Raw genomic sequence first — 17941 nt, 5'->3', positions numbered from 1 at the left:
ATCACGTGTAAAATGTCGTTCAAGTCCATTTCGCGTAGTAATGAAATCAGTAAACTCATACTCATCATTCCAAGGTGAATTTTCTGAATGCAATCGGTCCAATAGGAATATTATTTTCTTCAGATCGTAACGTGGGCCCATGTGAGTTCCTAATTACTGCGAGGTGACTATCGAGAAGGCAATACTTCTGGTTATTCGTATCTGAGACAGTCTACGGGCAAGAGTCGCGACGCCCTGCGCGCCGGATAAAACCCGAAGAACATCCCGACCGCCGTCGCGAACCCGCACGCGATCAGCATGCCCGACAAGGTCAGGTACACCTCGAAATCCGCGAACGTCGTGATGAGCGCCGCGCCGCCGGCCGCGATCGCGATCCCGACCAATCCACCGGCCAGGCAGATCACCACCGCCTCGGCCAGGAACTGCAGCAGCACGGCGTTCGGGCGCGCCCCGATCGCCATCCGGATGCCGATCTCGCGCGTCCTTTCGGTCACCGACACCAGCATGATGTTCATGATCCCGATCCCGCCCACCAGCAGCGAGATCGCGCCGATCAGGCCGAGCAGCAGGGCGACGCCGGCGCTGATCTTGTTGGCCGTGTCGGCGATCTCGCTCAGGTTCTGGATCCGGAAGTCGTCCGGATCGTCGACCCGGATCCGGTGCCGGTCGCGCAGGACTTCCTTCATGTCCTCGATCGCATCGGTCATCGCCACGTTCGGGCGGCCCTGGGCATTGATGTAGTGGACGTTCTGCGGGAACGGCGACTTGACCAGGTGGGCGCTGGCCGCCGTGATCGGCACCACGATCTGTTCCGACAGGTCGGTGCCGTCGGGCTGGCGGCCTTCGCCGGCCAGCACGCCGATCACCTGGAACGACACGTTCTCGATGCGCAGGTAGCGCCCGAGCGGGTCGGCGCGGTAGAAGAACTGGTCGGCCACCTTCTGGCCGATCACCGCCAGCCGCGCGCCGGCGCGCACGTCGGCCTCGCCGAACAAGGTGCCCTGGTCGACTTTCCAGTTACGGATCGTGAACATGGCCGGCGTCACGCCGAGCACGGTGCTGCTCAGGTTTTCGTTGCCGGCGCTGACCTTGAAGCTGCCCTGCAACGCGGGCGCCGCGCCGGTCAGGCTGGGCAGGGCGTTCAGGGCCTCGGCATCGCCCCGGGTCAGCACCGCGACCTTGCCTTCGCGGGCGCGCTGGGCCGCGGTGCGGTCGCCGCCGGGCATGATGTAGACCATATTGGTGCCCAGCATCTGCAGCTGCTTGCCGATGAAGCGCTGCATGCTGTCGCCGAGCGCCAGCAGCAGCACGACGGAGGCGATGCCGATCACGATGCCGAGCATGGTCAGCGCGGTGCGCAGGCGGTTGGCCGCCATCGAGCGGAACGATTCGATCAATACCTGGATCGGGTTCATGGTGCGACTCCGATCTGCACGCCCGCGAACTGGCGCAGGCCTTCGGCGGCCGGCCCGTCGTACAGCACCCGGCCATCCTTCAGGCGCACCAGGCGGCGGCTGTAGGCGGCGACGTCGGCTTCATGGGTCACCAGCACGATGGTGATGCCGCGCTCGCGGTTCAGTTGCTGGAAGCTGTGCATGATGTCGTCGCTGGTTTGCGTGTCGAGGTTGCCGGTCGGTTCGTCGGCCAGCAACAGCGGCGGATCGGTGGCCAGCGCGCGCGCGATGGCGACGCGCTGCTGCTGGCCGCCCGAGAGCTGGCTCGGCGTGCGCTGTCCCAGCGCGCCCAATCCCACCCGTTCGAGTTCGGCCATGGCGCGCGCGTGGGCCTTGCCGCGTCCCACGCCGCCGTAGATCAGGGGCAGGGCGACGTTCTCCGCCACCGACATGCGCTTGATCAGGTTGAAGCTCTGGAACACGAAGCCGATGGTGCGGTTGCGGATGTCGGCCAGTTGCGGCCGTCCCAGGCTGCGGGTGTCGACGCCGTCCAGCAGGTAAGTGCCGCCGCTGGCCTGGTCGAGGCAGCCGAGGATGTTCATCAGGGTCGACTTGCCGGAACCCGATGCGCCCATGATGGACACGAAGTCGCCGCGCTCGACCGTCATGTCGACGCCATGCAGCACCGGCGTCTCGACGCTGCCGCTGAGGTAAGTCTTGGTGACGCCGCGGATGTCGATCAGTGGCCCGGTCATTGGTTCTCCGGCTGGGACAGCGCACGGGTCACCACGCGGTCGCCCGGTTTCAGGTCGCCCGACAGCACTTCGGTGTAGCGGAAGTTGGAGAGTCCGGTACGGATGTCGACCGGCTGCGGCTGGTTCATCGGATCGAGCTTGTAAATCTTGAACATGCGCGCGGTCTCGCTGGCGCTGCGGAAGGCGACGTCGTCGTCCTGGGCGGCGGCCGGCGCCGGCTTGGCGGCCACCTGCTTCACGTCCTTGTCCGTTGCCTTCGCTTTTTTGCGCTCGGCCGCCTGCTCTTCTTCGGACAGGCGGAAGCGCAGCGCCGTGGTCGGGATGCGCAGCACGTCGGGGCGGTTCGCCACCACCAGGCGCACCTGGGCCGTCATGCCGGGCTTGAGCAGTTCGTCGGCGTTGTCGACGTCGAGCACGACGTTATAGGTCACGACGTTCTGCACCACGTTCGGCGCCAGGCGGAACTGGCGCATGGTGGCGTTGAATTCGCGGTCGGGATAGGCGTCGACCACGAAGCGCGCCGGCAAGCCGTCCTTGAGCAGGCCGACGTCGGCTTCCGACACGCTGGTGTCGATCTGCATCTTGGTCAGGTCGTTGGCGATCTGGAACAGGTTCGGCGTGTTGAACGAGGCCGCCACGGTCTGGCCCAGGTCGATGGTGCGCTTGATCACCACGCCGTCGATCGGCGAGCGGATCACGCTGTTGTCGAGGTCCGCCCGCGCGCGCTCGAACTGGGCCTGGGCCAGCTTGAGGTTGGCGGCGGCGACGTCCATTTCGCGCCGCGACTGGTCGAGCGCCAGGCTGGAGACGAAGTTCTGCGCCACCAGCTGCTCGTTGCGCTTGTAGGTGGCCTGGGCCAGCTGCAGGTTGGCGCGCGCCGAGGCGATGCTGGCTTCGGCCTGTCCCACCTGGGCGTTGAAGATGGTCGGCTCCAGCTTGAGCAGCACCTGGCCCTTCTTGACGCGGTCGTTGAAGTCGGCGTGCAGCTCGGCCACGGTGCCCGAGACCTGCGAACCGACGTTGATCAGGGCCACCGGGTTGATGGTGCCGGTGGCGGTCACGGTCTGGTTGATGGCGCCGCGGTCGACCGCGGTGCTGCGGTATTTCGACGGCGGGACGACGTTGTCCTTGGGCTTGAGCAGCACCGCGGCGGTCGCGACGGCGACGAGGAGGGCGGTGGCGATGACGATGCGTTTCTTGGTAAAGATTTTCATTGGTTCCAGGCAAACGAACGTTGTAACAAACGTCGAGTGTGATGCTTCGTTACAAGATTAGCAAATGCAGATTGCATGATCGTGGCATGCATATATGGGAAGAACCACTTGGGTCCCCGCCTTCGCGGGGATGACGTGCTGTGTAATCCGCTAAAATGGCGCATTCTTTTCATTTACCAACCCGCATCATGACTCAAGACGAACTGAAACAAGCAGTGGCGCGCGCCGCCATCGATTACGTGGTCGACGGTGAAATCATCGGCGTCGGCACCGGCTCGACCGCCAACTTCTTCATCGACGAACTGGCGAAGATCAAGGGCCGCATCAAGGGCACCGTGGCCTCGTCCGAAGCCACCGCCGCCCGCCTGCGCGGCCACGGCATCCCGGTGTTCGACCTGAACGACGTCGAATCGATGGCCGTCTACATCGACGGCGCCGACGAGATCAATGCGCAAGGCGCGATGATCAAGGGCGGCGGCGCGGCGCTCACGCGCGAGAAGATCGTGGCATCGGTGTCGAAGAAGTTCGTCTGTATCGCCGACGGTTCGAAGCTGGTCGACACGCTGGGTAAATTCCCGCTGCCGGTCGAGGTGATCCCGATGGCACGTGCGGTCGTGATGCGCAAGCTGGCGGCGCTTGGCGGCCAGCCGAAGCTGCGCCTGAAACCCGGCACCGACCAGCCTTTCATCACCGACAACGGCGGTGAACTGATCGACGTGGCCGGCCTGTCGATCACCGACCCGGTAGCGCTCGAAGAGCAGATCAACCAGATCACCGGCGTGATCGCCGTGGGCCTGTTCGCCAAGGCCGGCGCCAACGTCTGCCTGCTGGGCACGGCTGACGGCGTCAAGACCCTGTCGCTCTGATCGGGGACCGGCCATGAAATACGCGCTGGTACCCCTGCTCGCGGCCGTCCTGCTGGGCGGGTGTTCGACCGGGGTAGATTTGTCGGAGCCGACGGTGGTCGCATCACCCGACGTCGTCGAGATCCAGCGCGTGCCGTTCAAGGTCGGCGTGTCGTCGACCACGGTCGAGCAGCTGGCCAGGGCGCAGGCCTGCGCCAGCGAGCAGGGCGCCGGCCTGATCACGGAGCCGGGGCCGATCGAGGTCTACCGGATGCAGTGCCAGGATGGCAAGGTGTTCATGGCGCGCTGCGAATTGCGCCAGTGCCGCAAGATGTAAAAAAATCCCGCTGACGGCAGGCGCCGCAAGCGGGATTTTTCATGGATGATGCGCGTCGATCAGGCGGTCGGCGGCACGTAGCCCATCGCCTGGTCGGCGCCTTCGCCGAAGAAATGCTTCTCCATCTGCGTCGCCAGGTATTTGCGCGCGCGGTCGTCGGCCAGGTTCAGGCGGTTTTCGTTGATCAGCATCGTTTGATGCTTCAGCCATTGCTGCCATGCCTCTTTCGAGACCGACATATACAGCTTCTTGCCCATCTCGCCTGGGACCGGCGGGAAATCCAGGCCTTCGGCTTCCTTGTTCAGTTTGATGCAGTGGACGGTGCGGGCCATCGTGTACTCCTGTTATCCGTGACAGTCTAAAACCGGTATTATAAAGTCTTGATCAGCACCTGTGACCGGCGCTGCCAGTTGTACATGTGTTGCCGATCTTTTGGCAGATCGTCCACGGTGGCCGGCACGAAGCCGCGCTTCTTGAACCAGTGCGAGGTGCGCGTGGTCAGCACGAACAGTTTCGTGAGGCCGGCGGCGCGCGCGCGGTTTTCCATGTGCTTGAGTATGCGCTCGCCGTCGCCCTGGGTTTGCGCATCGGGGCTCACCGTCAGGCAGGCCATCTCGCCCATCTTCGACTCGGGGAACGGATACAGCGCCGCGCAGCCGAAGATCACGCCGTCGTGGTCGATCACCGAGAACTGGTCGATCTCGCGCTCGATCAGCTCGCGCCCGCGATACACCAGGGTGCCATCGGCTTCCAGCGGTTCGATGAGCTTGATAATTCCGCCGACGTCCTCAATTGTGGCCTGGCGCAGGCTTTCCAGGTTCTCGTGGCTGATCATGGTGCCCACGCCGTCGTGGGTGAACACCTCGAGCAGGGCCGAACCGTCCATCTCGTAGGGGATGATGTGGGCGCGGTCGACGCCGGCGTTGCAGGCCTTGATCGCGTGCTGCAGGTAGAAAGCGGCGGAATCGGACAGGAAGCCCGCCTGCAGCACGGCTTCGGCCATGTGCGACGACAATTCGCGCAGCTCGGCGCCGCCGGCATCCTTCATCATCGGCGATTCGGTGATGAAGATCAGCTTGTCGGCGTGCAGGGCGATCGCGGCCGACGCGGCCACGTCTTCCATGGTCAGGTTGAAGATCTCGCCGGTCGGCGAGAAGCCCAGCGGCGACAGCAGCACCAGGTTGTCCTCGGTCTGCAGGATCGGGTGGATCTTCTCGGCGGCGATCTTGCGGGTGACGCCGGTGAGCTCGAAGTCGACGCCGTCGATCACGCCCAGCGGACGGGCCACCACGAAGTTGCCCGAGACGATGCTGATCTGGGCGTTCGACATCGGCGTGTTGGGCAGGCCCTGGCTGAAGGCGGCTTCGATGTCGAGGCGCAGCTCGCCGGCGGCTTCCTTGGCGCATTCCAGCGCGGCGGTGTCGGTGATGCGCACGCCGTCGTGGAAGCGGCCTTCGACGTTGCGCAGCGCCAGCTGCTCGGCCACCTGCGGCCGCGAACCGTGCACCAGCACGATGCGGATGCCGAGGCCGACCAGCAGCGACAAGTCTTGCGCCAGCACCGGCAGGGCGCCGGAGGCGACCAGTTCGCCCGGGAAGGCGACCACGAAGGTCTTGCCACCGAACGCATGAATATACGGCGCGACCGAGCGCAGCCACTGGACGAATTGGGTAGGAGTTTCCATTTGCCGCATTATAATTCGCTGCGCGTTGTGCGCACCAAATCCTTGTAAAAATCAATGTCTGAACAGAGTAACAAGCCTTCGCAACAGCCGGCGCGCGAAGCGAGCGCCACCGCCAACGCAGCCTCCGTCGAACGCCGTCCCCGTCGTGCACAGGGCGAGCGCGGTGAGTCGCGTCCACGCCAGGAACGCGCGCCGCGCGAAGAAGCGCCGGTGGTGCGCAATCCGCTGCCGCCGATTACCTTTCCCGAAGACCTCCCCGTATCGGGCCGCCGCGCCGAGATCGCGAAAGCCATTCTCGAGCACCAGGTGGTCATCGTCTCGGGCGAGACCGGTTCGGGCAAGACCACCCAGCTGCCGAAGATCTGCCTCGAACTGGGCCGCGGCAGTAAAGGCCTGATCGGCCACACCCAGCCGCGCCGCATCGCGGCGTCGTCGACCGCCAAGCGCATCGCGCAGGAACTCGGCTCGCCGCTGGGCGAGCACGTCGGCTTCAAGGTGCGCTTCAACGACACCTTGCAAAAAGGCGCGTCGGTCAAGCTGATGACCGACGGTATCCTGCTGGCGGAGACGCAAACCGATCCGCTGCTGCGCAACTACGACACGATCATCATCGACGAGGCGCACGAGCGCAGCCTGAACATCGACTTCCTGCTCGGTTACCTCAAGCAGCTGCTGCCGCGCCGGCCGGACCTGAAAGTGATCATCACCTCGGCGACGATCGACGCCGAGCGCTTCGCGCGCCACTTCGCCGCCAACGACAAGCCGGCGCCGGTGATCGAGGTCTCGGGCCGCCTGTACCAGGTCGAGGTGCGTTATCGCCCGATCGACCGCGACCCGGTGCCGGGCGCCGCCGCCGTCGACCCGACCAAGCCGCTGCCGAAGGCCCAGGCCGCGCGCGAGAAGCGCGACCTGATGGATGGCGTGGTCGACGCGGTCGATGAGTTGTGCCGCATCGGCTCGGGCGACGTGCTGGTGTTCCTGCCGGGCGAGCGCGAGATCCGCGACTGCGCCGAGGCGCTGCGCAAGCACCATCCGCCGCACGTCGACATCCTGCCGCTGTTCGCCCGCCTGTCGGTGGAAGAGCAGGACCGCGTGTTCCGCCCGAGCGGCAACGCGCGCCGCATCGTCCTGGCCACCAACGTGGCCGAGACCTCGCTGACCGTGCCGGGCATCCGCTACGTGGTCGATACCGGCCTGGCGCGCGTAAAACGTTATAGCTTCCGGAACAAGGTCGAGCAGCTGCAGGTCGAGCCGATCGCGCAATCGGCGGCCAACCAGCGCGCCGGCCGTTGCGGCCGCGTGGCCGACGGCGTCTGCATCCGCCTGTTCGAGGAAGACGATTTTCAGAAGCGCCCCAAGTTCACCGAACCGGAGATCCTGCGTTCGTCGCTGGCGGCCGTCATCCTGCGCATGAAATCCCTGCGCCTGACCGACGTCGAGACCTTCCCCTTCATCGAGGCGCCGCAGGGCCGCGCGATCGCCGACGGCTACCAGCTGCTGCAGGAAGTCGGCGCGGTCGACGACAACAACGAGCTGACGCCGCTGGGCCGCAAGCTGGCCAAGCTGCCGCTCGACCCGCGCGTGGGCCGCATGATCCTGGCCGCGCTCGACAATCACTGCCTGACCGAGATGCTGATCGTGGCCTCGGCCCTGTCGACGCAAGACCCGCGCGACCGCCCGATCGAATACCAGCAGCAGGCCGACGAGAAGCACAAGAAGTTCGCGGACGAGAAATCCGAATTCCTGAGCTACCTGAAGATCTGGGCCTGGTTCGAGGACGCGATCGCGCACAAGAAGACCAATCGCCAGTTGCAGGACAACTGCCGCGCCAACTTCCTGTCGCAGCTGCGCCTGCGCGAGTGGCGCGACGTGCATTCGCAGCTGCTCACCATCGTGCGCGAGCAGGGCTGGCGCCTGAACGAAAGCCCGGCCACCTATGAGCAGCTGCACCTGGCGCTGCTCACTGGCCTGCTTGGCAATATCGGTTTCAAGTCCGAGGACGAGCAGGGCGGCGTCTATCTTGGCGCGCGCGGCATCAAGTTCCACATCTGGCCCGGCTCGACGCTCGGCAAGAAGGCGGGACGCTGGGTCATGGCGGCCGAACTGGTCGAGACCACGCGCCTGTATGCGCGCACCATCGCCCAGATCCAGCCCGAGTGGGTCGAAAAGATCGGCGGCCACCTGCTCAAGAAATCGTGGGGCGAGCCGCGCTGGGAAAAGAAACAGGCGCAAGTGACGGCGCTCGAGCGCGCGACCCTGTACGGCATCGTCATCTATGGCGGCCGGCGCATCAACTACGGCCAGCGCAACCCGCGCGAGGCGCGCGAGATCTTCATCCGCGACGCGCTGGTGGCGGGCGACTACGAGACGCGCCTGCCGTTCTATATCCATAACCACAAGCTGGTGAAAGATATCGAGAACCTCGAGCACAAGTCGCGCCGCCAGGACGTGCTGGTCGACGACCAGCTGATCGCGGCCTTCTACGACAAGGAGATTCCGCTCGACGTCGTCAACGGCGCCGGTTTCGAGAAGTGGTACAAGGACCATGCGCGCGACAATCCGAAACTGCTGTACCTGAACCGCGAAGAGCTGATGCGGCACGAGGCGGCCGGCGTCACCACCGAGCTGTTCCCGAAGACGATGGTCGTCACCGGCATCGAGATGGGCCTGACGTACCACTTCGAGCCGGGCAGCGTGCGCGATGGCGTCACGCTCGCCGTGCCGCTGTTCGCGCTGAACCAGATCCCGCAGGAGAAGCCGGCCTGGCTGGTGCCGGGCATGATCAAGGAAAAGGTGCACCTGCTGCTCAAATCGCTGCCGCAGAAGCTGCGCCGCCACTGCGTGCCGCTGCCGGAATACGCGGCCAGGTTCGTCGATCGCATCCATGCGGCGAACGCCTTCGGGCGCGGCGACCTGGTCGACGTCTTGATCATGGACGTGCGCGCGCAAACGGGCGTGGCGGTGAAGACCGCCGACTTCAAGCTCGAGACCCTGCCGGCGCACATGTTCATGAACTTCAAGGTCGTCGACGAGCATGGCCGCCAGCTGGAGATGGGGCGCAATCTGGCGACGCTCCAGGCCGAGCTGGGCGGACAGGCGCGCCAGAGCTTCCAGAAGATGGCGGAAGCGACGCCATCTGCGGCCAATGGGCGTGCGCAGGCGGCGCGGCCGGTGGCGGCTGCGCCGAGCGCTCCGCCGGCACCCGCAGGCAAGGGGAAGGGCAATGCGCCGCAGACCGCCCCTGCGCAAGAAGCGGCATCGGGCCGCCAGCACACCGGTCTCACCAGCTGGACCTTCGGCGAGCTGCCGGAACTGCTGGAGATCAACCAGGGCAAGCTGACCCTGATTGGCTTCCCCGCGCTGGTCGACAAGGGCACGCATTGCGACCTGGAGGTGTTCGACGACCCGAACGTGGCCGCGCGCACCCATCGCGTTGGCCTGCGCCGCCTGTTCGCGCTGCAGTTCAAGGAACAACTGAAGTTCGCCGAGAAGAACATCCCCGGCCTGCAGGGCATGGGCATGCAGTTCATGAATATCGGCTCGCAGGAAGACTTGCGCGACCAGATCGTGGCCAAGGCGATCGACATCGCCTGCCTGCAGGATCCGCTGCCGGTCGATGCGGCTTCGTTCAACAAACGCAAGGACGAGGGCAAGGGCCGCATTGGCCTGCTCATCAACGAGGTGGCGCGCCTGGCGGGCCAGATTCTGGGCGAGTACCACGGCCTGCCCAAGCGCGTGCAGGCCCTGCCTTCGGCGGTGGCGTCGGATATCCAGGCGCAGCTGCAGGCGCTGGTGCACAAGCGCTTCATCGCCGACAACGAATATAGTCAGCTGGCGCATTTCCCGCGCTATCTGAAGGCGATCAACGTCCGTCTCGAGAAGTTGCGCGGCAATCCGTCGCGCGACGCGCAGCTGATGGCCGAGTGGCAGAACGCGGCCAGCCAGTTCCAGCGCACGCTCAAGAATATGGCGGGCAAGAACAACGATCCGCGCATGGTCGAGTTCAGGTGGATGCTGGAAGAGCTGCGGGTGTCGCTGTTCGCGCAGGAGCTGAGGACGCCGATGCCGGTGTCGGCCAAGCGGCTGCAGAAGGTGTGGGAGTCGATGTTGCGGTAATTGCTTGTGACTTGGACGGGGCACAACTGACGTTGTCCGTCATTTTTGGACGTTGTTTCACGCCCATGGCAGATGTCTGTGCGTATTAAACGGAACTTCAGTCAGTATCTGGTGTCTGCATCATATAAGCTCGGAGGACATCATCGAAAATGCTTACTTGTGCCGCGAAACCCAAGCGGCAATAAAGTAACGCATACCGTCCGTCAGTACCGGTTTAATGAAAGAAGTGATAGAAGAGGGTTCGCCACCAATGCCTGTACGGTGAAACGGCGCTACCCGTGGCGAGTTTGACGGCGACGTCAGACACTGCTGCTGGCGTCTGCTAGTGGCAGGCGGGAAAGTCACGCCTGTCAGGTACGAATACGGTCAATAGGACGATTCGGGGCAGGAAGGAATACGCTGAGCATGTTTGCTCACGTCTTCAAAAGCAGTCGATCATGTCTGGATCATGATCACGGTGGCGTGCCTTGCGAAATCGGCGAGGTATCTGCTCGCCAAGTAGAGTGCAGACTCTGCCGTCAACATGGTACTCATGGACTATGACGGCTTGGCGCCGCGGGCCTATGGTCTCGACACGAGGGGACGCTGATGCTCTCCTCGTGCCGACACCTCCTCATTCAGCCCGGCCTTATCCGATATTGCTGCCGCGGATACGGCTCAGGTCGTCGTCATCGCCCAGGTTGCCCGAGCGTGGATCGATGCTGGACCCCGGGCCCTGGTTCGCCCGCGAATCGCCCATGCCGGCGCCTGCGCCGCCCAGGCTACTGGAACCGGCGTGCCCGGCGCCAACGCTCGAACCCATCGCGCCGCCCGCATAGGTGCTGCTTCCGGTGCCGGCGCCGCCGACCATGCCGCCCATCGGCACGCCCGGCCCCATGGTCGGTGCGCCCGAACGGTTCGGGTCGGTGCCATAGAAGCTGTGGATGCCGCTGGCCCAGCTCAGGTCGCTCATGTCCGGCCAGGCATCCTTGTCGAAGCCCGGCGCCGATTTCAGGCGGTCTTTCTCGACGTTGAGCACGAAGCGCTTGTTGACCGTGTCGAGGTGCAGCGCCTGCCAGGGCACGGCGAACAGTTTTTCGCCCACGCCCAGAAAGCCGCCGAAAGCCAGCACGGCATAGGCCACCTGGCCGGTCTGCATGTCGAGCATGATTTCCTTGATGTCGCCCAGGTCTTCCTCGGCGGCATTGACGACGCTGTCGCCGATCAAGGTGTCGGCGCCCATCAGGGACGGTCCCGGACCTGCGCTGGTGCTGTCCTTGTAGATACCGTATTTATCGCGGTCTGCGTAGCCCATATGTTCCTCCTTGTCTATTGACGTTGCGAACAATGCGACGGTCACTCCGATTGGAGCAGACCCTCGCCCTACGAAGGGTTCATGATAGGACGCTACCGGATCGGGGCGCGCGCGCTAGCGTCGAGCAGGCTGGAGCCTTATGCGATCCAGCGCACAGATGAGTACGCGTGGCATGGCTAATCTGCCAAGCTATGTCTAGGAGGAAATGAGATGACCGTCATTGCACGCTGCACCAATGCCGGCCCGCTGGGCCAGCAGATCCGCACCCGTTCCTTCGTTTCGCTGCTGACGCGCCTGCTGCGTCGCGGCTGAAGCCCGCCCGGCAGCACCGGGCAGGCCGAAGCAAGTGCTTACGGCTGCCCGCCTCCGCCCGCCGCGCCATACACGTGGCCGGTGGTGTAGCTCGCCTCGTCCGAGGCCAGCGTGACGTAGATCGTCGCCAGCTCGGCCGGCTGGCCCGGACGCTTCATCGGCGTGTCCTCGCCGAACTTCTCGCGCCCCTCCGGCGAATTGCCGCCCGCCAGCTGCAGCGGCGTCCACACCGGACCCGGCGCCACCGCATTCACGCGGATTCCCTTCGATGCCATCTGCTTGGCCAGCGACTTCGTAAACGCCACCTCGAAGGCCTTGGTGCCCGAATAGTCGAGCAGTTTTTCCGGCGGATCGTAGGCCGTCTGCGACGAGGTATTGATGATGACGCTGCCGGCCGACATATGCGGAATCGCCGCCTTGGTGATCCAGAACACGGCGTAGATATTGGTCTTGATGGTCCAGTCGAACTGCTCGCTGGTGATGTCGAGGATCGAGGCGTTGTTCTGCTGGCGCGCGGCATTGTTGACCAGGATGTCCAGGCCGCCCAGTTCGCGCACCGCCGTTTCCACTAGTTTCTTGCAGAAGGCCTCGTCGCGGATGTCGCCGGGAATGGCCACCGCCTTGCGGCCCGCGTCGCGGATCAGCTGCATGACTTCGCGCGCATCGGGTTCCTCGGCCGGCAGGTAGCCGATGGCGACGTCGGCGCCTTCGCGCGCATAGGCGATCGCGGCGGCGCGGCCGATGCCCGAGTCGCCGCCGGTGATCAGGGCCTTGCGTCCCGCCAGGCGGCCGCTGCCGCGATACGTCGTTTCACCATGATCGGGACGCGGCGTCATCTTGCTGGCCAGGGCCGGCCACGGCTGGTCCTGCTTGGGGAAGGGCGGACGCGGATAGCGCTTGGCCGCTTCGCGCATCGCGCCGGGCGCCGGCTGGTTGCCGCCGCCCGCCTGCTGGGCCAGGGCCGGGACGGCGGCGGCCGAGGCGGCCACGCCCGCGGCAACGGTGCTCACGAAACGGCGGCGCGACGGCGTCACGCCTTCTGGCTTCTGGTCTTCCGAACTCATGCTTGCTCCTTGATGGGGTGGGGCTGCCAACGCAGCCAGGTAGTGGCGAAGATGTTAGTCGTTATCGAAAAGACACGGAACACGGTAGCTTGTTGGCAAGATCTGGTGCTGGGCTGTTGTAAGTGGGTACTTTGCCTGCTGAGTAGAAGTGATCTGGGGTAACATTTCGTTTTTACCGATTTGTGTTTTCCCATGGCAATCATCCGCGCATTCCTTGTCCTTGCCTTGCTGGGGCTGTATTCCTTCGCCCAGGCCGCCCAGGCCGACACTGTGTCGGCCGCCGCGGCTGCGGCCGCGCCGGCCCAGCCGACCGCGCGCGCCGACTTCACCGTCGCCACCCGCAAGGTCTTCGTGTTTCGCGCCACCCTGGCCGGCCACTCGCCGCAAGACCGCCTCGAAGCGGCCCAGCGGCGCCTCGACAAGGCCCTGTCGGGCAAGGGCCCGCAGCGCGTCACCGTCAACGGCTTGGCGGAGGGCAGCCAGGTGCTGCTCGACGGCGCGCCGCTTTTCCTGGTGACGCCGGCCGACGTCAACGTGCTGGCCGGCGACACGCCCCAGGACGTCGCGCACGACAGCGCGGGCAAGCTGGAGCGCGCGCTGGCCGCGCGGCGCGAGGCGAGCGACCCGCGCGTGCTGGTCGAAGCCGCCGCGCTGTGCGTCGCCGCCACCCTGGCCTACGTCGTCGTGCTGCGCGCGCTGGTGCTGCTGCGCAGCGCGGTCAAGAGCCGCTTCGAGCGCCTGCTCGGCGTGCGCCTGGCGCGGGTGAGCTTTCGCAACGTGCGCCTGCTCGACGCCCAGCTGTATGTGAGCTTCCTGCGCCAGGTGACGATGGCGGTGGTATGGGGCCTGCGCCTGCTGGCCACCTATATCTGGATCAGCTTCCTGCTCGGCGAATTCGCCTACACCCGCAGCTGGGGCGAGTGGCTCAAGGGTTACCTGGTGGAGCTGGCGGTGGGGATCGGGCAGTCGATGGCGGCCGCCATTCCCGGCCTGCTGGTGGTGCTGGTCATCGCCGCGCTGGCGCGCCTGGTGATGCTGACCGCGGCCTCGGTGTTCAAGCGGGTCGAGAGCGGCGAATTGCAGGTGGGCTGGCTCGACCAGGACACGGCGGCGCCGACCCGGCGCCTGGTCAACCTGGTGATCGGGCTGTTCGCGCTGGCGATGTCCTATCCCTACCTGCCCGGTTCGCACACGGCCGCCTTCCAGGGCGTGACGGTGCTGGCCGGCCTGATGGTGTCGATCGGCGCCTCGAGCATCGTGGCGCAGGGCGCCGCTGGCCTGATCCTGATGTACACCCGCTCGCTGCGCAAGGGAGAATACGTGCGCGTGGGCGACAAGGAGGGTACCGTGGTCGACATGGGCATGTTCGAGACGCGCCTGCGCACCGGCAGCGGCGAAGAAGTCCTGATGCCCAACGCCTGGGTGCTGTCCAACACCACCAGCAACTTCTCGCGCGACGGCGTGATCGAGGACGGTTTCGTCACCGAGGTCAAGGTGACGCTCGCCTACGAGACGCCGTGGCGCACCGCGCACGCGCTGCTCGAACAGGCTGCCGCGGCGACGCCAGGCATCGCGGCCGAACCGAAACCCTTCATCGTGCAGGCGGCGCTGTCGGATTTCTATGTCGAATACCGGCTGTGCGCGCATTCCTCGGCCGACAGCCCGCGCGGGCGGGCCGAGGTGCGCAACCATCTGCACCAGAACGTGCTGGACGTGTTCGATGCGGCGGGCGTCGGGCTGACGTCGTCGCACTTCCACCGCGTGACGCTGACGGAAAAGCGGGCTTGATGAAAAAACGGGTGACCGGCCATGCCGCGTCACCCGTTTTAGTGGGGTACTACAGGATCGAGTGGATCAGTCGACGGTCGCGCCGCTGTCCTTCACGATCTTCGACCATTTCGCGCTTTCGGCCTGCACGAACTTGGCGAAGTTCTCAGGCGTATCGCCCACGTACTCGGTGCCGGTGTCGGCCAGCACGCGCTGGAAGTCCGGCTGCTTCATGACTTTCTGCGATTCGGCGTTGATCTTGTCGACGATGGCTTTCGGGGTCTTGGCCGGCACGAACAGGCCGTACCAGGCGTAGGACTCGATGTTCAGGCCGGCTTCGGCGAAGGTCGGCACGTCCGGCAGCAGCGGCGAGCGCTTGCTGCCCGAGATGGCGATCGGCTTGACCTTGCCGCTCTTGATGTGCGGCATGATCGCGATGGTCGAGTCGAACATGATCGGGATGTGACCGCCCAGCAGGTCGGAAATCGCCGGCGCCGAGCCCTTGTACGGCACGTGCACCATGTCGAGCTTGGTCACGCCGCGGAACAGTTCACCGGTCAGGTGCTGCGGGGTGCCGTTGCCGGCCGACGCGTACGAGAACTGGCCTTTCTTCGACTGGATGTGGGCCAGCAGTTCCTTGACGTTCTTGGCCGGCACCGATGGGTGGGCGACCAGCACCAGCGGCGCGCGCAGCAGGTTGGTGACCGGGATCAGGTCCTTGGCCGGGTCGAAGGCCATCTTCTTGTACAGGCTCGGGTTGATCACGATCGGCGCGCTCGAGGTGATCAGGAGGGTCTGGCCATCCGGCTTGGCGCGGGTCACGGCCAGGGTGCCGATGTTGCCGCCGCCACCGCCGCGGTTATCGATCACGAACGACTGCTTCAGGTCGGTGGTCAGGCCTTTCGCCAGCGGACGCGCCGCGATGTCGGACGGGCCGCCGGCCGGCCATGGCACGACCACGGTCACGGTGCCGGTTGGCCAGTTCTGGGCGAAGGCGCTGGCGGAGAGGACGGTTGCTGCGAGAGCGAACACGAGGGATTTTCCTTTGGACGGGAAGACTCGCATGGTTTTGTCACCTATATAGTTAAATTATTTCGCGGTTGTTCGCGGTTGCTTCGATAACCTGCTGAAACGATTTTACACGAATGCTCATGCGGATTGCGTACGTAGTAGTACGTTCCCGCAATGTGTGTTGTCTTTACACGGTCCGTCGCTACGGCGCCACGTCGCCCGCCTTCTCGGCGATCGGCCGCACGTGGCGCAGCAGGGCGTCGAGCATCTTGCCCGGCTCTTCGTTGAACATCTCGTGGCCCGAGTGCTCGAACCACACCAGTTTCTTGTGCGGCGCCTTCACCGTCTCGAACCACTCGGCGGTCACGCTGGATGAGACGTTGTAGTCGTAGCGGCCGTTGAAGATGACGATCGGGCAGTCGAAGCGTTTATGAACGCTGAAGTCGGTCGAGATGACTTCAGCCAGCAGGTGTTCCTGAGAGAAGTCATTGGCCTTCCACATGGTGCGCAGGTCGGCGTCGGTGTACTCGGGCGCCAGGCGCGCCGCCGCGCCTTCGTGGGCGAAGTCCTTGCGGCCGTGCACCGCGCCGCCGTAGTAGCCCAGCCACTTGCGCTGCAGGTACAGGTCCTTGAGCACGATCGGGCGGCCCGGCGCCGCGTAGGGGCCGAGCGATTCGAGTTCCTGCACCGCCTTGGCGTTGTTGTCGCGCCGCGCGGCGTCGAGCGCGAAGCGCAGGCCGCGTCGTTCGCCCTCCGGCCCGTCCGTAGCCTGGCCCATGCCGATGTAGGCGTGCAGCCACTCCGGATGCTTGCTGGCCAGTTCGATGCCGAGCGAGCTGCCCCAGGAGTGGCCGAGCACGAAGATGCGCTCCTTGCCGAACTCGCGCCGCAGCCATTGCACCATTTCCTCGGTGTCGGCGACCATGCGCGCGCGCGTCATGGTCGGCGCCACGACGGCCGGATCGTTGGCGGCGTAGGTCTTGCCGGCGCCGCGCTGGTCCCATTGCACCACGGTGAAGAAGTCTTCCCAGCCGCGCTGGAAATACCAGCTGGTGGGCATCGACACATAGCCCGGGCCGCCGTGGATCATCAACAGCACCGGGTTGCGGCGGTCGACGCCGCGCACCGAGATCCACTGGTCGATGCCGCCGATGCGCACCGCTTCGGTACGCTCGATGGCGCCCGGCATGACCAGGCGCCGCATGTCGGCCACGATCTTGACCGCTTCGGCGCGGCTTTCGGGCTTCTGGGCCGCTGCGGGAAGGTGAACGGCAGCGGCGAGGATGGTGAACAGGAGGGTGGCCAGACTCTTAATCATTTGGAATTCTTGCTGAAGAGTAATGGAATATTATCCATCAACCCGGCAAGGCGCCCAAGAATCGAAAGCCTGGATCGCTCAGGGACTTGCTGGGGAAAGCGGCTCCCAGATGACGGTCGGCATCCAGCCGGTGGCGGCCAGCGTGGCCTGCATGACGGTGGCCGCGTTTTCCTTGGCCGTATTCAGCACGGCAGGCTGGCTGCAGGCCGCCTGCACCGCCTTCTGCGCCGTCTGCAGCGCATTGTTCATCGCATTGGTGCGGGTCTGGGCGGAAGGGATGAAGGCTTGCAGCCCCTGTTCGGTGACCGCATAGAAATAGGAGCCGCCCCGGTTGCGCGCCTCGTGGCTGATGCGCGCCTGCAGCGGCATCGGCGGCGGCAGCACGACGCTGAGGGTGCGCGCGCGCTCGTCGATGTCTTCGTAGCGCGCCTGGCGCAGGTCGGTCGCGATCGTGCAGTCGCCGCGCGCGACCAGCAGCACGCGGGTGCTGCCCAGCCGGACTTCCCATTGCGACCAGGGAATGTCGACCGCATTCGGTTGCGTGAACTCGATGACGTCCGAATAATTCATCTTGAGCGAGACCAGGTGGCCCATCTTTTCCAGGGAGACCAGCGGCGGCGGCAACGCCTCCTGCTCGGGCGGCTTCTTGATGAAGGCGAAGGTGATGGCGGCGGCCGTGACGGCGACGAGCAGGATCGGCAGGCGTTGCGGAGATTTCATGGACGGCAGGGCGGGTGCGTTGGAACCCGGCCAGTCTACTGGATGATCGCGATGGCCGCCGCATGCCTGGGGCTAGCCCGCCGTCTCATGCATAATGAGCCCAAAGGAGA

General features: G+C 65.2%; 14 protein-coding genes. 4 read left to right on the top strand and 10 right to left on the bottom strand.

Annotated elements, in window-relative coordinates; all coding sequences use genetic code 11:
• Positions 1–191: 191 nt before the first annotated feature.
• From KY496_RS12510 to KY496_RS12500, 3 genes are read right to left on the bottom strand one after another with little or no spacing between them, the layout of a single operon-like run.
• Positions 192–1415 (bottom strand): ABC transporter permease, encoded by a 1224-nt coding sequence (locus KY496_RS12510; protein WP_229520507.1) that lies wholly within the window; start codon positions 1413–1415, stop codon positions 192–194.
• Complete coding sequence (locus KY496_RS12505) at positions 1412–2149, bottom strand: ABC transporter ATP-binding protein (protein WP_005662937.1); 738 nt, start codon at positions 2147–2149, stop codon at positions 1412–1414. Before KY496_RS12505 ends, KY496_RS12510 begins: the two co-directional genes overlap by 4 nt.
• On the bottom strand, positions 2146–3363 hold the full coding sequence (locus KY496_RS12500; RefSeq protein WP_219864944.1) for an efflux RND transporter periplasmic adaptor subunit: 1218 nt from the start codon (positions 3361–3363) through the stop codon (positions 2146–2148). Before KY496_RS12500 ends, KY496_RS12505 begins: the two co-directional genes overlap by 4 nt.
• A 188-nt stretch (positions 3364–3551) precedes the next feature.
• On the opposite strand from KY496_RS12500, the gene rpiA reads away from it, so the two are divergent.
• Together rpiA and KY496_RS12490 are read left to right on the top strand one after the other, a co-directional pair.
• The gene (rpiA, locus tag KY496_RS12495) at positions 3552–4229 is read left to right on the top strand and encodes a ribose-5-phosphate isomerase RpiA (RefSeq protein ID WP_219864943.1); all 678 of its coding nucleotides are present in this window, start codon (positions 3552–3554) and stop codon (positions 4227–4229) included.
• Positions 4230–4242: 13 nt separating this feature from the next.
• Positions 4243–4545, top strand: a complete 303-nt coding sequence (locus KY496_RS12490) for a hypothetical protein (RefSeq protein WP_219864942.1) — start codon at positions 4243–4245, stop codon at positions 4543–4545.
• 59 nt (positions 4546–4604) lie between these two features.
• Here the strand turns inward: KY496_RS12490 and KY496_RS12485 are convergent, their stop codons facing one another.
• Positions 4605–4877: an oxidative damage protection protein gene (locus KY496_RS12485; protein WP_005662929.1), complete on the bottom strand. Its 273-nt coding sequence runs from the start codon at positions 4875–4877 to the stop codon at positions 4605–4607.
• Positions 4878–4915: 38 nt separating this feature from the next.
• Entirely contained in the window at positions 4916–6229 is a 1314-nt protein-coding gene (gene argA, locus KY496_RS12480) for an amino-acid N-acetyltransferase (protein ID WP_040774841.1), read from the bottom strand.
• Between the two features lie 54 nt (positions 6230–6283).
• On the opposite strand from argA, the gene hrpA reads away from it, so the two are divergent.
• A complete protein-coding gene (gene hrpA, locus KY496_RS12475; protein WP_219864941.1) occupies positions 6284–10345 on the top strand; it encodes an ATP-dependent RNA helicase HrpA in 4062 nt (1353 codons plus the stop codon).
• A gap of 628 nt (positions 10346–10973) precedes the next feature.
• On the opposite strand, the gene KY496_RS12470 is transcribed toward hrpA, so the two are convergent.
• Positions 10974–11639: a PRC-barrel domain-containing protein gene (locus KY496_RS12470; protein ID WP_005662923.1), complete on the bottom strand. Its 666-nt coding sequence runs from the start codon at positions 11637–11639 to the stop codon at positions 10974–10976.
• 350 nt (positions 11640–11989) lie between these two features.
• Positions 11990–13015, bottom strand: a complete 1026-nt coding sequence (locus tag KY496_RS12465) for an SDR family oxidoreductase (protein ID WP_229520506.1) — start codon at positions 13013–13015, stop codon at positions 11990–11992.
• A 192-nt stretch (positions 13016–13207) separates the two neighbouring features.
• Here KY496_RS12465 and KY496_RS12460 point away from each other — a divergent pair, with 192 nt between their 5' ends.
• Positions 13208–14803 (top strand): mechanosensitive ion channel family protein, encoded by a 1596-nt coding sequence (locus tag KY496_RS12460; protein ID WP_219864940.1) that lies wholly within the window; start codon positions 13208–13210, stop codon positions 14801–14803.
• A 66-nt stretch (positions 14804–14869) separates the two neighbouring features.
• Here the strand turns inward: KY496_RS12460 and KY496_RS12455 are convergent, their stop codons facing one another.
• From KY496_RS12455 to KY496_RS12445, 3 genes are all read right to left on the bottom strand, one after another.
• The gene (locus KY496_RS12455; protein ID WP_229410137.1) at positions 14870–15814 is read right to left on the bottom strand and encodes a tripartite tricarboxylate transporter substrate binding protein; all 945 of its coding nucleotides are present in this window, start codon (positions 15812–15814) and stop codon (positions 14870–14872) included.
• Positions 15815–15995: 181 nt separating this feature from the next.
• Positions 15996–17111 carry an alpha/beta fold hydrolase gene (locus tag KY496_RS12450; RefSeq protein ID WP_184239171.1) on the bottom strand — a complete coding sequence of 372 codons (1116 nt, stop codon included), beginning with the start codon at positions 17109–17111 and terminating at the stop codon, positions 15996–15998.
• 78 nt (positions 17112–17189) lie between these two features.
• Positions 17190–17831 (bottom strand): DUF4230 domain-containing protein, encoded by a 642-nt coding sequence (locus KY496_RS12445; protein ID WP_071361739.1) that lies wholly within the window; start codon positions 17829–17831, stop codon positions 17190–17192.
• Positions 17832–17941: the final 110 nt, after the last annotated feature.

It is taken from the genome of Massilia sp. NP310 (assembly GCF_019443485.1).
Taxonomy (GTDB): Bacteria; Pseudomonadota; Gammaproteobacteria; order Burkholderiales; family Burkholderiaceae_D; genus Telluria; species Telluria timonae.
The sequence above is the reverse complement of the archived record's forward strand: the minus strand, read 5'-3'. Positions and strand labels throughout refer to the sequence as shown.

What these genes read in the sequence shown, in the direction of transcription:
- KY496_RS12485 (WP_005662929.1), bottom strand. Translation starts at nt 4,877, where the DNA reads ATGGCCCGCACCGTCCACTGCATCAAACTGAACAAGGAAGCCGAAGGC.
- KY496_RS12510 (WP_229520507.1), bottom strand. Translation starts at nt 1,415, where the DNA reads ATGAACCCGATCCAGGTATTGATCGAATCGTTCCGCTCGATGGCGGCC.
- KY496_RS12445 (WP_071361739.1), bottom strand. Translation starts at nt 17,831, where the DNA reads ATGAAATCTCCGCAACGCCTGCCGATCCTGCTCGTCGCCGTCACGGCC.
- argA (WP_040774841.1), bottom strand. Translation starts at nt 6,229, where the DNA reads ATGGAAACTCCTACCCAATTCGTCCAGTGGCTGCGCTCGGTCGCGCCG.
- KY496_RS12500 (WP_219864944.1), bottom strand. Translation starts at nt 3,363, where the DNA reads ATGAAAATCTTTACCAAGAAACGCATCGTCATCGCCACCGCCCTCCTC.
- KY496_RS12460 (WP_219864940.1), top strand. Translation starts at nt 13,208, where the DNA reads ATGGCAATCATCCGCGCATTCCTTGTCCTTGCCTTGCTGGGGCTGTAT.
- rpiA (WP_219864943.1), top strand. Translation starts at nt 3,552, where the DNA reads ATGACTCAAGACGAACTGAAACAAGCAGTGGCGCGCGCCGCCATCGAT.
- KY496_RS12505 (WP_005662937.1), bottom strand. Translation starts at nt 2,149, where the DNA reads ATGACCGGGCCACTGATCGACATCCGCGGCGTCACCAAGACTTACCTC.
- hrpA (WP_219864941.1), top strand. Translation starts at nt 6,284, where the DNA reads ATGTCTGAACAGAGTAACAAGCCTTCGCAACAGCCGGCGCGCGAAGCG.
- KY496_RS12465 (WP_229520506.1), bottom strand. Translation starts at nt 13,015, where the DNA reads ATGAGTTCGGAAGACCAGAAGCCAGAAGGCGTGACGCCGTCGCGCCGC.
- KY496_RS12450 (WP_184239171.1), bottom strand. Translation starts at nt 17,111, where the DNA reads ATGATTAAGAGTCTGGCCACCCTCCTGTTCACCATCCTCGCCGCTGCC.
- KY496_RS12470 (WP_005662923.1), bottom strand. Translation starts at nt 11,639, where the DNA reads ATGGGCTACGCAGACCGCGATAAATACGGTATCTACAAGGACAGCACC.
- KY496_RS12490 (WP_219864942.1), top strand. Translation starts at nt 4,243, where the DNA reads ATGAAATACGCGCTGGTACCCCTGCTCGCGGCCGTCCTGCTGGGCGGG.